4 protein-coding genes are annotated in these 14733 nt (G+C 69.9%); 3 read left to right on the forward strand and 1 reads right to left on the reverse strand.

The features are described from left to right. The 3 genes from ON34_RS29165 to ON34_RS29175 all read left to right on the forward strand — a co-directional run. Nucleotides 1-809 (forward strand): acyl carrier protein (locus tag ON34_RS29165; RefSeq protein ID WP_040785691.1); only part of this gene is annotated, 809 nt, incomplete at its 5' end. Nucleotides 810-834: 25 nt separating this feature from the next. After that, nucleotides 835-11697, forward strand: a complete 10863-nt coding sequence (locus ON34_RS29170; RefSeq protein ID WP_051023287.1) for a type I polyketide synthase — start codon at nucleotides 835-837, stop codon at nucleotides 11695-11697. A 9-nt stretch (nucleotides 11698-11706) separates the two neighbouring features. After that, on the forward strand, nucleotides 11707-12240 hold the full coding sequence (locus tag ON34_RS29175) for a PaaI family thioesterase (RefSeq protein WP_051023288.1): 534 nt from the start codon (nucleotides 11707-11709) through the stop codon (nucleotides 12238-12240). Nucleotides 12241-12284: 44 nt separating this feature from the next. On the opposite strand, the gene ON34_RS29180 is transcribed toward ON34_RS29175, so the two are convergent. Continuing rightward, complete coding sequence (locus ON34_RS29180; RefSeq protein WP_040785694.1) at nucleotides 12285-14315, reverse strand: NADPH-dependent 2,4-dienoyl-CoA reductase; 2031 nt, start codon at nucleotides 14313-14315, stop codon at nucleotides 12285-12287. Nucleotides 14316-14733: the final 418 nt, after the last annotated feature.

Genomic DNA, 14733 nt, shown 5'->3' on the forward strand with positions numbered 1-14733 from the left:
TGAACGGCTTGCCCGCGACCTCGATCGCCTGGGGGCCCTGGCAGCAGAGCACCGGCATGACGCGGGCGCTCGGTGACGCCGACTTCGCCCGGTTGCGGCGGGAGGGCTTCCCGCCGCTGAGCGAGCGGGAAGGTATGGCGCTGTTCGACGCCGCACTCGCGGGTGGCGCATCGGCGTTCGTGGCGGCCCGCATCGACTGGTCCGCGCTTCCGGAGAGCGGCGATTACGACCCCCGTCCGATCATGCTCGACCTGCTGGCTCCCGTCCGGCGCCGAGCCGAGACCGTGGTGGGTGGATCGCCGCAACCGGTGCACCGCCTGGCGGGCCTGTCGACCGCCGAGCAGGACCGTATCGTCCTCGATGTGATCCGCGGCGAGGCCGCGGCGGTTCTCGGCGGCGACGCCGAGACCATCGCCGCGGACAAACCCTTCAGCGACATCGGATTCGACTCACTCGGCGTCATGGAGTTCCGCAACCGGCTGAAATCTGCCGTCGGCGTCCAGGTGCCCGCGACAGCGATGTTCGACTACCCGACTCCGATGGATCTGGCCGGCTACCTCCGTCAGGAGATCGCTCCGGTGGAGGACCCCGCGAAACGGATCGCGACCGAAGTCGACGCGCTGGCCCGCAGTTTCGCCTCCGCCGAACTGTCCGCCGCCGACCGGTCGTCACTGGCGACCACATTGTCCGCCCTGCTGCGCGAACTCGAAGGCAGGGACGCCGGGGATGTCGATCCGGGTGGCGACGCCGACCACCTCGACACCGCCGACGATGACGAACTCTTCGAGTTCATCGACAACCTCAGCTGACCTTGCACGATGAGGAGCCCCACCGATGGCCGACACCGACGAGCTACGCCGCTATCTCAAGAAGACCGCGAAGGAGCTCTACGAGACCAAACAACACCTGCGCGAACTCACCGATCGAACGCGCGAGCCCATCGCCATCGTCGGGATGGCCTGCCGGTACCCCGGCGGAGTTCGTTCACCCGAGGACCTGTGGCGCGTCGCCGCCGGGGGCGTGGACGCCGTCGGGGTGTATCCGTCCGACCGTGGCTGGGACCTGGACCGGTTGTTCGATCCGGATCCGGACGTACCCGGGACGATCTACACACGTGAGGGCGGATTCCTCGATTCCGTGGCCGATTTCGACGCGGGTTTCTTCGGCATCAGCCCGCGCGAGGCCGCCGCGATGGACCCACAGCAGCGCCTGATGCTCGAGGCGGCCTGGGAGGCACTGGAAGACGCCGGCATCGATCCGGTATCGCTACGCGGCAGCGACACCGGCGTGTTCGCCGGGGTGGCCCACCAGAACTACGGGCCCCGCGTCGGCTCCCCGGATATCACGGCCGAAACGGAAGGCCATGTCTATCTGGGTGTTTCCAGCAGTGTGCTGTCGGGCCGGATCGCCTACACCCTGGGGCTGGAAGGGCCGGCCGTCTCGATCGACACGGCATGCTCGTCCTCGCTGGTAGCCCTGCATCTGGCGTGCCGGGCGCTACGCAACGGTGACGCCACTGTGGCCCTGGCGGGCGGGGTCACCGTGATGTCGGATCCGTCCCTGCTCATCGCGTTCGCGCGGCAGCGCGCCCTCTCACCCGACGGCCGGTGCCGGGCGTTCGCGGCGGGGGCCAACGGCACGGGTTTCTCCGAGGGGCTCGGCGTGCTGGTGCTCGAACGACTCTCCGACGCACGGCGGCTCGGGCACACCGTCCTGGCGGTCGTCCGCGGCAGTGCGATCAATCAGGACGGCGCGAGTAACGGACTGACCGCGCCGAACGGACGATCGCAGGAAGCCGTGATCGGGCAGGCGTTGCGCGACGCGGGCCTGGAGCCCGCGGATGTCGACGCGGTGGAGGCGCACGGCACGGGCACGATGCTGGGCGATCCGATCGAAGCCAGGGCACTGATCAACGCCTACGGCGCCCGGCAGTCCGACATGCCCTTGCGTCTGGGGTCGCTGAAATCCAATATCGGTCACACCTCGGCCGCGGCGGGTGTCGGGGGCGTGATCAAGATGGTGCAGGCCATGCGGCACGAAGTGCTGCCGAAGACCTTGCACATCGACGCACCCTCCCCGCATGTGGATTGGTCGGCGGGTACGGTACGGCTGCTGCGGGAAAGCGAGCCGTGGCCCGCCAGTGCCAGGGTCCGCCGCGCGGGTGTGTCGTCATTCGGCGCCAGCGGTACCAACGCCCACGTCATCCTCGAGGAAGCTCCCGCCGACCCCACTGCCGCGGAGACGAACTCCGAGCCCGCTCCCACGGAGCGGGCCGGGTCGGATCACGCCACACCGGAGATGATTCCGTTGCTGTTGTCGGCGGCTTCCGGCGCGGCCCTGCGGGCACAGGCGCATCGCCTGCGGCAGTGGATGGCGGACGATCCGAAGGCGGACCTGCGGGATATCGCGCATTCGCTGCTCACCTCCCGGGCCCGGCTGGAAACGCGCGGAGCCGTCGTCGGTCGCGACCGGGACGAACTCCTGGCCGGGTTGGCGGCACTCGCCGACGGGCATTCCGCGCCAGGTGTGGTGGAAGGCCGCGCGGGCTCGGGACGCACGGCATTCCTGTTCACCGGTCAGGGCGCGCAGCGCGCCGGGATGGGGCGAGAACTGTATGCGGTGTTCCCGGTGTTCGCGGCGGAACTGGACAGGGTGTGTGCCGAGTTCGACCCATTGCTCGGACGTTCGCTGAAGGACCTGATCCACACCGAGGCACCGGTAGGCGACAGCGCGCCGGGACCGCTGGATCGAACCGAGTTCACCCAGCCCGCGCTGTTCGCTTTCGAGGTGGCGTTGTACCGGCTCGTCGAGTCCTTCGGCCTGACACCGGATGTGCTGCTCGGCCATTCCATCGGTGAGCTGGCCGCGGCGTATGTCGCCGGTGTGTGGTCGCTGCCCGACGCGTGTGCGCTGGTAGCGGCGCGCGGGCGGCTGATGGGCGGACTGCCCGCGGGCGGCGCGATGCTGGCCGTGGCGGTGTCGGAAGAGGAGGCGTCGGCCGCGCTCGGTGGATACGCCCGCCGGGTGTCCGTGGCCGCGGTGAACGGTCCCTCGTCCGTGGTGCTGTCCGGTGACGCCGACGCTGTCGCAGAGGTCGAGCGGCTCTTCACCGACCAGGGGCGCCGGACGAACCGGCTGCGTGTCAGCCATGCCTTCCATTCGGCGCGGATGGAACCGATGCTGGCCGAGTTCGGTGCCGTGGCTCATGGTGTGACCTACCGGCGGCCGACGATCCCGATCGTCTCGAATGTTTCGGGCGCACCAGCCGGTGACGAGCTGACCGATCCGGAGTACTGGGTCCGTCAGGTCCGGGCGGCGGTGCGGTTCGCCCCCGGAGTCCGGGCGCTGGCCGCGAGCGGGGTTCGGCGATTCCTGGAGATCGGTCCCGACGCGGCGCTGGCCGCGATGACCCGTGAATGCCTGACCGAACAACCCGATATCGAGGCCCGCTGCACGGTGGTCGCCGCCGCGCGGCGTGGGGTGGACGAGGTCGGGCAGTTCACCGCTTTCCTGGCCGCCGCCCACGCCGCGGGCGTCGATGTGGATTGGCGCCCGATGTTCACCGGCCGGCCGCCGCGCCGAGTGCCGTTGCCGACCTACGCGTTCCAGCGTCAGCGGTACTGGTTGCCGCCTACCGACGGCATCGGCGACGTGGGCCGTGCCGGACTGACGGCGATGGATCATCCGCTGCTCGGCGCGGCGCTGGCACTGGCCGGTACCGACGAGTGGCTGTTCACCGGCCGCCTGTCCACGGTGTCGCAGCCGTGGCTGGCCGATCACATGGTGTTCGGCACGGTGCTGTTGCCGGGAGCCGCGTTCGTGGAGTTGGCGTTGGCGGTCGGCGCGCGACTGGATGCCGGGACGGTCGACGAACTGGTGCTCGAGGCGCCGCTGCGGCTGGACGAGGGGATCGAGGTCGATATTCAGATCAGCGTCGAATCGCCTGATGACGCCGGGCGCAGGCGCTTCGTCATCGCGTCGCGGCCCGTAGATGACCGGAACGCCGGATCCACGCACGCACGCGGTGTGCTCGCTCCCGATACCGGGGACGCGACGGTGTCCGCCGGTACGGACAGACCATCCACGGACGACGCGACGACCGGGGACGCACTGTACGACCAACTGGCAGAACGCGGTCTCGACTACGGGCCCGCGTTCCAGGGCGTGCGCCGATTCTGGCGTCGCGGTGACGCTGTCCTGGCTGAGGTGCGGCTCGGCGAGGGGACTTCGGACGCTTCCCGTTTCGGCGTGCACCCCGCCTTGCTGGATGCCGCACTGCACGCCGCTGTCGACGAATTGGCCGCTGATTCGGCCGCGCACCAGGCGCCGCTGCCGTTCTCCTTCAACGGCGTGCGGTTGTATCGCGCTGGCGCGAGCGCGGCGCGGGCGCTGATCCAGCGGACGGGCGCCGAGGGCGTGCGAGTCGAGCTCCGCGACGATGGGGACGCGTTGCTGCTGACGGTCGAGGCGCTGCAGGCGCGGCCGGTCGACAGCGACGCGGTGCACAACGCGCGCTCCGCCGAGCCGAAGCGTCTCTACGACGTGCACTGGGCCACAGTGGCATCCGGTGCACGGTCCGGCGCCGGGCGGCTGGTCGCTGTCGGCGGACCGACGCAATCCGCTTTCGACGAACACCATTCGGATATGGCCGCGCTGGTAGCGGCCGCCGAGACCGACGCCCCGGGCTCGAACGCCCGACCGCATGCCGACGTGGTGGTGTGGTTCGCCGAGTCCGGACCCGGGCACGCGGACAGCACCGAGGCCGACCGGGTGCGCCGGAGCGTGAACGCCGCGCTGGCGGCGGCGCAGTCCTGGTTGCGCCTGCCCGAGTCCGGCGACACCCAGCTGGTCGTGGTGACCCGCAACGGCGCCGGACTGCGCGGTGAAGATCCCGACCTGGCCGCCGCGGCGACCTGGGGTCTGCTGCGCAGTGCGCAATCGGAGCATCCGGGCCGGATCGTCCTGGTGGACGCCGAGAGCGACGCGCTCGTCGGGCCGGAGCTGATCTCGGCGGCCCTCGCGACCGACGAGCCGCAGCTGGCGGCGCGTGGGGGCGAGCTGCTCGCGCCCCGGCTCGCCCGGCGGGACGCCGTGTCCGGCACAGCTGTCACCATGGGCACGGGCACGGTGTTGATCACCGGCGGCACCGGTGGATTGGGCGCGCTCGTCGCCCGGCACCTGGTCGCGACGCACGGTGTGCGGGATCTGGTCCTGGTTTCACGGCGCGGCGAGCGGGCCGACGGTGTGGGAGAACTGGTGGCCGAACTCGCCGAACTCGGCGCTCGACCGCGGGTGCTCGCCTGCGACGTCGGTGACCGCGCCGCGGTACGTGCCCTGCTCGACCAGCTGGCCGACGGTCCCGAGCTGACCGCCGTCGTCCACGCCGCCGGTGTCCTGGACGACGGGACTCTCGACGCACTGACGCCGAACCGGATCGAGCGGGTATTCGCGCCGAAGGTCGACGCCGCACTCCACCTGGACGAACTCACCCGTGACCGGAACCTGTCGGCGTTCATCCTGTTCTCGTCGATCGCCGCGGTCCTGGGCTCGGCGGGCCAGGGCAACTATGCCGCCGCGAACTCGGTGCTGGACGCGCTGGCCCGGCGCCGTGTCGCTGCGGGTCTGCCCGCGGTCTCGGTCGCATGGGGTCCGTGGAACCAGAACGGCGGGATGACCGCCGAACTGGGGCGCGCGGGCTTGGACCGCCTGTCCCGCATGGGTTTCCGGCCCCTCACCGAGTCCGACGGGGTCGCGCTGTTCGACCGGGCCGCGGGCGCGGACACGCCACTGGTCGCCGCCGTGGACTTCGATACCGCGGCATTGTCCGCGCAGGCTCGTGCAGGTTTGCTGCCACCGCTGCTGCGTTCGTTGGTAGCGGTGCCGCGCCGCGCCGAGGGCAGTGGCGGCGATCTGGCGGCGCGGCTCGCGTCGGTGCCGCCGAACCGGCACGACGCGATCGTGCTGGACTTCGTGCGCCATCAGGTCGCCGAGGTATTGGGGCACGCCACGGGCGAGGATGTGGAGGCCGACAAGCCGTTCAGCGAACTCGGCTTCGATTCGCTGGGCGCGGTGGATCTGCGCAACCGCCTCACCAAGGCCACCGGTCTGCGTCTTCCGTCGACCCTCGCCTTCGATCATCCGACGTCGGCGGCCGTCGCTCGGCTGCTGCGTTCCCGGATCGATGGCGCCGGGCCGAGGGTTCGCCAGACGCAGCGGCACACGCGCGCCGACGAACCGATCGCGATCGTCGGTATGGCCTGCCGGTACCCCGGCGGTGTCGCGTCTCCGGACGATCTCTGGGATCTGGTGGCATCGGGAACCGACGCCATCTCTGAGTTTCCGTCGGATCGCGGCTGGGACCTCGATCGTCTGATCCATCCGGATCCCGAGCACACCGGAACCTCCTACGCCAAAGAGGGCGGATTCTTGACGGGAGCGGCCGATTTCGACGCCGGATTCTTCGGAATCGGCCCGCGGGAGGCGAATGCGATGGACCCGCAGCAACGTTTGCTGCTGGAGGTGTCGTGGGAAGCGCTCGAGCACGCGGGTATCGATCCGACATCGCTGCGGGGCACCGACACCGGCGTCTACACGGGGGTGATGTACCAGGACTACGAGGTCTTGACCCGCAAGGCCGGGCCCGAATCCGAAGGCTACGTGGGGACCGGCTCGGCGGCGAGTGTCGTCTCGGGGCGCATCGCCTATTCACTCGGCCTGGAAGGCCCCGCGATGACGGTGGACACGGCGTGCTCGTCCTCGCTGGTGGCACTGCATGTGGCGTGCCGGGCGCTGCGACAGGGAGAGAGTTCACTCGCCCTGGTGGGCGGTGCGACGGTGATGGCCACACCCACGGTATTCGTGGAATTCTCCCGCCAGCGCGGCCTGGCCCCGGACGGGCGGTGCAAATCGTTCTCGGCCGCCGCCGACGGTGTGGCCTGGGCGGAGGGCGCGGCCGTCCTGGTGGTCGAACGGCTCTCGGACGCACGGCGGCTCGGCCACAACGTGCTCGCGGTGGTGCGCGGCAGCGCGGTGAACCAGGACGGCGCCAGCAACGGTCTCACCGCGCCGAACGGTCCGTCGCAGGAGCGGGTGATCGCGGCGGCGCTGGCCGATGCCGGGCTCGGGCCGTCGGACGTGGACGCCGTGGAAGCGCACGGGACCGGAACGACACTCGGCGACCCGATCGAGGCGCAGGCATTGCTCGCCACCTATGGGCAGGGCCGTCCGGATCGCCCGCTGCGTGTCGGTTCGCTCAAATCCAATATCGGGCACAGCCAGGCGGCGGCCGGTGTGGGCGGCGTGATCAAGATGGTGCAGGCGCTGCGCCACGAGATGCTGCCGAGAACCCTGCATGTGGACGAACTTTCCCCGCATGTGGACTGGTCGGCCGGATCGGTGCGGGTGCTGACCGAAGCCGAGCCGTGGACCTCCGGAAGCCGGGTACGGCGCGCGGGGGTGTCTTCGTTCGGGATCAGCGGTACGAACGCGCACGTGATCCTCGAGGAAGCGCCGCTGTCCGCCCGCGACGAGCGTACGGCGGCGAACCCCGCACCGGCGGCAGGCGCCGCGGTTGCCGCGGTACCGCTCGTGATCTCCGCGAAATCCGCGGAAGCCCTGCGCGGTCAGGCCGCGCGCTTGCGGTCCTGGCTGGCCGGTGCGCCGGAGATCGACTTGTCGCGGGTGGCGCGTGCGCTGCTCGACTCGCGCGCGCTACTGGATCGCCGCGGCATGGTCGCCGGCGTCGACCGGCAGGAGCTGCTCGCCGGGTTGGCCGCGCTGGCGGCGGGGGCGGCGTCCCCGCACGCGGTCGAGACAGAGGTGGTGCCGGGTGCGACGGCCTTCCTGTTCACCGGTGGTGGCGCGCAGCGAGTCGGCATGGGAGCGAGCCTGTACCGGGCGTTCCCGGTATTCACGACCGCGCTGGACGAAGTGTGCGCGGAGTTCGACCGGCATCTCGGGGGTTCGCTGCGGGAGGTGATGTTCACCGACGAGGCAGGGGTGTTGGACCGGATGGACTGGATGCAGCCCGCATTGTTCGCCTTCGAGGTCGCGATGTTCCGGCTGCTGGAGTCGTACGGTCTCGTACCCGACGTGCTCGCGGGTCACTCGCTGGGCGAACTCGTCGCGGCGTATGTCTCCGGGGTCTGGTCGCTCGCCGACGCCTGTGCGCTGGTGGCGGCGCGCGGACGGTTGATGGGGGCGGCGCCCGCGGGCGGGGCGATGCTGGCGGCCGCGGTGTCGGAGGCGGAAGCGGAGGAACTGCTGACCGGTCTCGGCGATCGGCTCGCGCTGGGGGCGGTGAACGGTCCGGAGTCGGTGGTGTTCTCGGGATACGCCGATGCCGTCGGTGAGATGCAGCGGCGGCTGACCGAGGCGGGACGGAAGAACACCCTGCTGCGGATCTCGCATGCGTCTCATTCGATGCTCATGGAGCCCATCCTCGAGGAATTCCGCGCGGTGGCCGAGGGTCTGACCTATCGCGAGCCCACCGTGCCGATAGTGTCGAACGTATCCGGCGCGCGGGTCGGCGACGAAGTGCGCGATCCGGGCTACTGGGTGGCGCAGGTACGCAGCTGTGTGCGCTTCGCTCCCGGAGTGCGCAGTCTCCTCGACTCCGGGGTGCGGCGTTTCGTCGAGGTCGGACCGGACGCGGCGCTCACCGCGATGACCGGAGAATGCCTGGCCGAGCGTCCCGAAGTGGCGGCGAAGTCGCTGGTCGCGGCTTCGTCGCGACGCTCGGTCGACGAGGTGACCCAGTTCGTCACCCTTCTCGGCCAGTCCTTCGCGGCGGGCGTACCGGTGGACCTGCGGTCGCTGCTGCCCGGAGGAGACGTACGGGTGACTCTGCCCACCTATGCGTTCCAGCGCCGCCGCTACTGGGTGCAGCCCGCTCCCGAGGCCGTGGCAGGCTCGTTCGGACATCCACTGCTGACCAGCGCGGTGCCGCTGGCCGGCAAGGACGAGTGGTTGTTCACCGGCCGGTGCTCTGTGCGCACCCAGCCGTGGATCAGCGACCACGCGGTGTTCGGCTCGGTGTTGCTGCCCGGAACGGCTTTCGCGGAGATGGCGCTGGCCGCAGGCGCGCATCTGGACGTCGGGGACGTCGATGAACTGTTGTTGCAAGCCCCGCTGCTGCTCACCACGAGCGCCGAGATCGAGCTACAACTGAGCGTCGGGGCGCGGGACGAGGAAGGGCGACGGAGCTTCGCCGTCCACTCCCGCGCCGCCGACCCGGATTCGGCGGGCGTGGACGCGTGGGTGCAGCACGCGAGCGGCGTGCTCACCGTCGCCGACGGCTCGGCGTCGGTCTGGAGCGAACCGGTGTGGCCGCCCTCTGGCGCCGAGCCGTCGGACGGGTCGCTCTACGATCGGCTGGCGGCGCGCGGTTTCGACTACGGTCCCGGCTTCCAGGGCGTGACCGCGCTGTGGACTCGCGGCCAGCAGACCTTCGCCGAGGTCTCCCTCGACGAATCCGTGAGCGTCGCGGCAGCCCCGTTCGGCATCCATCCGGCACTGCTGGACGCATGCCTGCACGCGGCACTCGGCGATCTGATCGATGGCCTGCCCACCGAGCAGGTGCTGTTGCCCTTCTCGTTCGCCGGCGTGCGGTTGTGGCGATCCGGTGTCACGGCGGTGCGTGTCCGTGTCGGCCGGGACGCCGAAGGCCGGGCCGAGATCGACATCGCCGACGACACCGGCGCCCTCGTGGCGCGCATCGATGCGGTCCTCGCACGTCCGATCGCCGCCGACGCCTTGGCAACAGCGAGCGCGGCGCGGCGTGCGGCGCCCCTGCACCTGCGCTGGATGCGCTCGGAACTCCCGGCGCTGCCTGCCGTACCCACCGGCGTGACGGCGACGATGGGGCAGGTGCGGATGTCCGGCATCGATTCTCACTACGCCGACGTGGCGGAAGTGGCTGCGGCCGAGGAAGTCCCGGCTGTGGTCGTCTGGTCGCTCGACGAGTTGCCCTCGATCGAGCTGGACCGGCCGGGTGATTCCATGCTCGACGGGCGTGCCGGGGCAGTGCGGCATGCGACCATGCGGGCGTGGGAACTGTTGCGATCGTGGTTGTCCACCGAGCGGCTGGCGGACACCCGCCTCGTGGTGGCGACCCGCCGGACGACGGGCTTGGACGGCGAACCAGTCGATCTGGCCACCGCCGCGGTGACCGGCCTGGTCCGTAGCGCACAATCGGAACAACCGGGCCGGATCGTGCTCCTGGATCACGACGGGGACCTGGACGCCGACATGGTGCTCGGCGTGATCCGATCGGGGCACGCCCAAGTGGCGGTCCGCGCCGGAGAGATCCACCTGCCGCGCCTGTCCTATGGTGACCTACCCACCGAAAACCGTTTCCATACAGGCGCTTTCGGCAACGGCACAGTACTGATCACCGGCGGGACGAGCGGGGTGGGCGCGGTGATCGCGCGGCATCTGGTGACCGCACACGGCATCGGGCACCTGCTGTTGGTGTCGCGTCGCGGTGCGGCGGCCGATGGGGTCGCCGACCTGGTCTCCGAGCTCGAACAGCTCGGCGCGCGAACCCGGGTCGCCGCGTGCGACGTGGCCGATCGCGCCGGTATGGCGGCCGTGCTCGAGTCGATCGGGAACGAGCACCCCCTGACGGCGGTCGTCCACTCCGCCGGCCTGATCGACGACGCCACCATCGAGACGCTCACCGAACGGCAGATCGATCGCGTGCTTGCGCCCAAGGTCGACGGCGCGCTGATCCTGGACGAGCTCACCCGAGGACACGACCTGTCCGCGTTCGTCGTATTCTCCTCGGCCGCCGCGATTCTCGGATCACCCGGCCAGGGCAACTACGCGGCCGCCAACGCGTTCCTCGACGGGCTCGCGCATGCCCGCCGTGCGCAGGGCCTGCCCGCGCTGTCGGTCGCCTGGGGACTGTGGAACCAGGGCACGGGAATGACCGGCGAGATGGACCGCGCCGCGCTGGCACGGCTGGAGCGGATGGGTCTGCGGATTCTCGGTGACGCCGACGGGACGGCGCTGTTCGATGCCGCGGTCGCCACGGACGCGGCCGTTGTCGCCTGCGTCGAATTCGACAAGCCCGCCCTGGCGGCTCAGGCACGCGCCGGACTGCTGCCCGAGGTGCTGAGTGGCCTGGTGCCCAGCCGCGCGCGGCGGACCACGACCGGAAGCGGCAGGGGCGGGCTGCTGGCCGACCGACTCGCCGCCGCGCCGGAGGACGAACGCGACGCATTGGTAGTCGATTTCGTCCGCGAACACGCTGCGGCGGTGCTGGGATTCCAGTCCTCGGCGGCCATCGATCCCGAAACGCCGTTCCAGGAAATGGGTTTCGATTCACTGGGTGGGGTCGAGCTACGGAATCGGTTGTCGGAGGGCACTGGGACACGACTGCCGTCGACGCTGGTGTTCAACTACCCGACGGTGAGCGCGGTGGCGAAACTACTGCGCTCGCAATGGGAGGCGACCGCGACCAGCTCGGCGATCGACGACCAGATCGCCGCGCTCACCGCGTTGTTCGCGACGCTGCCGTCCGAGGAGGACAAGGCGCGACTGGCCGAGCGGATCCGCGCGACGCTGACCGACGCCGTGGACGGACCCGAGTCCGCACCCGAGTCCGTCGGTGCCCAGGGCCGGGACGCCGTCGAGGCGGCCGCGACCGCGGACGAACTGTTCGCTCTCATCGACCAGCAGATCACCGGAAAGTAGAGGAAGCATATGGCACACAACGACATGTCGACGGTCGAAGTGACCGATGGCGTGCGCTCACTGCACTTGGAGTGGGACGATCCCAGCATCGCCGTGCTGGGCATGATCCAGCTCACGCGGGACGAACTGGTCGAGCGCATTCGCACCGGTGAACTGCCGCTGCCACCGCTGGCCAAGCTGCTCAATATCGAGGTCGTCGACGCCGAGCCGGGGCGGATGACCTTGGGGCTCACACCGGACGAGCGCCATGTGAACTTCCTCGGCGTGGTCGGTGGCGGCGTCGTCGGCACGCTGCTCGATGTCGCGATGTGGGGCGCGGTCCAGCTGTCGGTGGACGACAAGTCCATGCTCACGACCGTGAGCATGAACACCAACCTGGTGCGCGGGGTCTCGCACACCCAGGGGCCGGTGCGGGCGGTCGCGGAGGCGGTGCACGTAGGCCGGACGACGGCGACCGCCGAAGGCCGCCTCATCGACGCCAACGACAAGGTCTATGCGACAGCCACCGCCACATTCGTGCGGATGGGCGGCGGAAACGGGTGAATACCGGTGGGCCCGGGATCGAATCCCCGGGCCCACTGTTCACATCAGAGTTCGGCCGCCAGCTGGGTACCCTGCTGGATGGCGCGTTTGGCGTCGAGTTCCTTCGCCTCGTCGGCGCCGCCGATGAGATGCACCCGGACACCGCGGGATTCGAGCTGGTCCTGCAGATCTCGGACCGATTCCTGCCCCGTGCACACCACCACGTTGTCGACTTCGATCACCCGGCCACCCTGACGTTGCGGGCCGAAGCTGACGTGCAGCCCGCGATCGTCTATCCGTTCGTAGTTGACTCCGCCGATCTGCTCGACACCGCGCGCCTCCAGCGCGGCGCGATGGATCCAGCCGGTCGTCTTCCCCAGAGTCAACCCGAAGGGGCCCGACTTCCGTTGCAGGAGGGTCACTTCGCGGATTCCCCGAGCTGGCCGACGAGCACGGAGCTGGCCGGGAGCGTGGAGGTCATCGGTGACGCCCCACTCGTCGCGCCATTGGTCCAGTGTGAGCGCAGTGTGGTGGTTCGCGGTCAGGAATTCGCTGACATCGAAACCGATTCCGCCCGCGCCGATGACGGCCACCCGGTTGCCGACGGGCTTCTCCTTCCGGATCAGTTCCGGATAGGACAGCACCATGGGATGATCGATGCCGGGAATGTCGGGAACGCGGGGGCGCACACCGGTCGCCAGCACCACCTCGTCCCAGCCACCCGCGGCGAGTTGCTCGGCGGTGGCGCGGACGTTGAGATGCACGGTGACGCCGGTGAGTTCGAGCTTTCGGCGGTAGTACCGGATCGTCTCGTCGAACTCCTCCTTGCCCGGGATGCGGCGGGCGAGGTCGAACTGGCCGCCGATCCGGTTCTCGGCTTCGAACAGCTCCACCTGGTGTCCGCGTTCGGCCAGCCCGATCGCGGCCGACAACCCGGCCGGACCGGCGCCGACGACGGCGACGCGTTTGGCCCGCCTGGTGGGCAGCAGTTGCAGCAGCGTCTCATGGCACGCGCGGGGATTCACCAGGCACGACACGGTCTGCCGGGTAAAGGTGTGGTCCAGGCAGGCTTGGTTGCAGGCGATGCAGGTGTTGATCTCGTCCACGCGCGACTCGGCGGCCTTGTTGACCCACTCCGGGTCGGCCAGCAGCGGGCGGGCCAGGGAGATCAGGTCCGCGTCGCCGCGCGCCAAGATCTCCTCGGCGACCTCGGGCATGTTGATCCGGTTCGACGCACACACCGGGATCGTGATGTGCTCCTTCAGCGCCGCGGTGTAGCCGACGAACGCAGCCCGCGGCACCGAGGTGACGATCGTCGGCACCCGCGATTCGTGCCAGCCGATATCGGTGTTGATGACGTCGACCCCGGCCGTTTCCAGTTCCTTCGCCAGGTCGATGATCTCGGCGAAGGTCTGTCCGTCCTCGACGAATTCGGCCAGTGACATCCGGAACATGATGAGCAGGTCGTCGCCGACGGCGGCCCTGGTCCGGGTGGCGACCTCGACCGGGAAACGCCGCCGGTTCGCCGCCGATCCGCCCCAGCGATCGGTCCGGGTGTTGGTGCGCGGCGCGAGGAATTGGTTGATCAGAAAGCCTTCGCCGCCCATGATCTCCACGCCGTCATATCCGGCCAGCTGCGCCAATCGCGCGCAGCGCACGTGGTCGGCGATCGTGGTCTCGATCTCCTGCTCGGTGAACGCCCGGGGCTCGAACGCGGTGAGCGGCGACGCCACGGCCGAGGGCGCCAGATTGGTGGGGATGTTCGAATCGCGTCCACCGTGCAGGATCTGCAGCGCGATCTTGCCTCCCGCCTCGTGGACCGCCTCGGTGATCACGCGGTGCCGCTCGGCGTCGGTCTCGTCGAGCATCGCGCACGCGAACGGCCACAGCCATCCCTCACGGCTGGGGGAGTAACCACCGGTGACGATCAGCCCCACTCCACCGCGTGCGCGTTCGGCGAAGAACGCGGCCAGCCGGTCGATGTGCCAGGCCCGGTCTTCCAGCCCGGTATGCATGGAGCCCATCACGACTCGGTTCCGGAGCCTGACCCTCCCCAGTTCGATCGGCGACAGCAAATGAGGAAAGGCGGAGCTCATGGGATGAACCTAATGCCAGCTACCCGCCTCCGCAATCGCTGGAGGCCATGCGATCTGCGACGCACCACCCTGCCCGCGCGACCTCGGCACCGAGGGCGACGAGCGGGCAACTCCCGCCCGCTCACTCGAATCCGTCGCTCCAGGTAACCATCGAGGCCATGCGGAGGTCGGCGGCGTGCCCGCGCCCGCCTAGGCGGCACGGGGAACCGCCTCGTGCCGTGGAAACGGTGACACGGCCGGTGCGGAGGCCGTTGGTGATCCCATCGCTCGTGATCGCGATCCGGCGGGACAGGTGATGGTGATCGTGGGTGCTGTACTGGCGGTCGCCGATGAGTTGCGGGCGGCGCGGCTGCGTCGGTCGAGCTGCGAGCCGCTCGGGACTGCGAATGACATTCGGCTACTACGAGATTCCCTACAC

It is taken from the genome of Nocardia pneumoniae NBRC 100136, from assembly GCF_000308755.1.
In the GTDB taxonomy this organism is placed as follows: Bacteria; Actinomycetota; Actinomycetes; order Mycobacteriales; family Mycobacteriaceae; genus Nocardia; species Nocardia pneumoniae.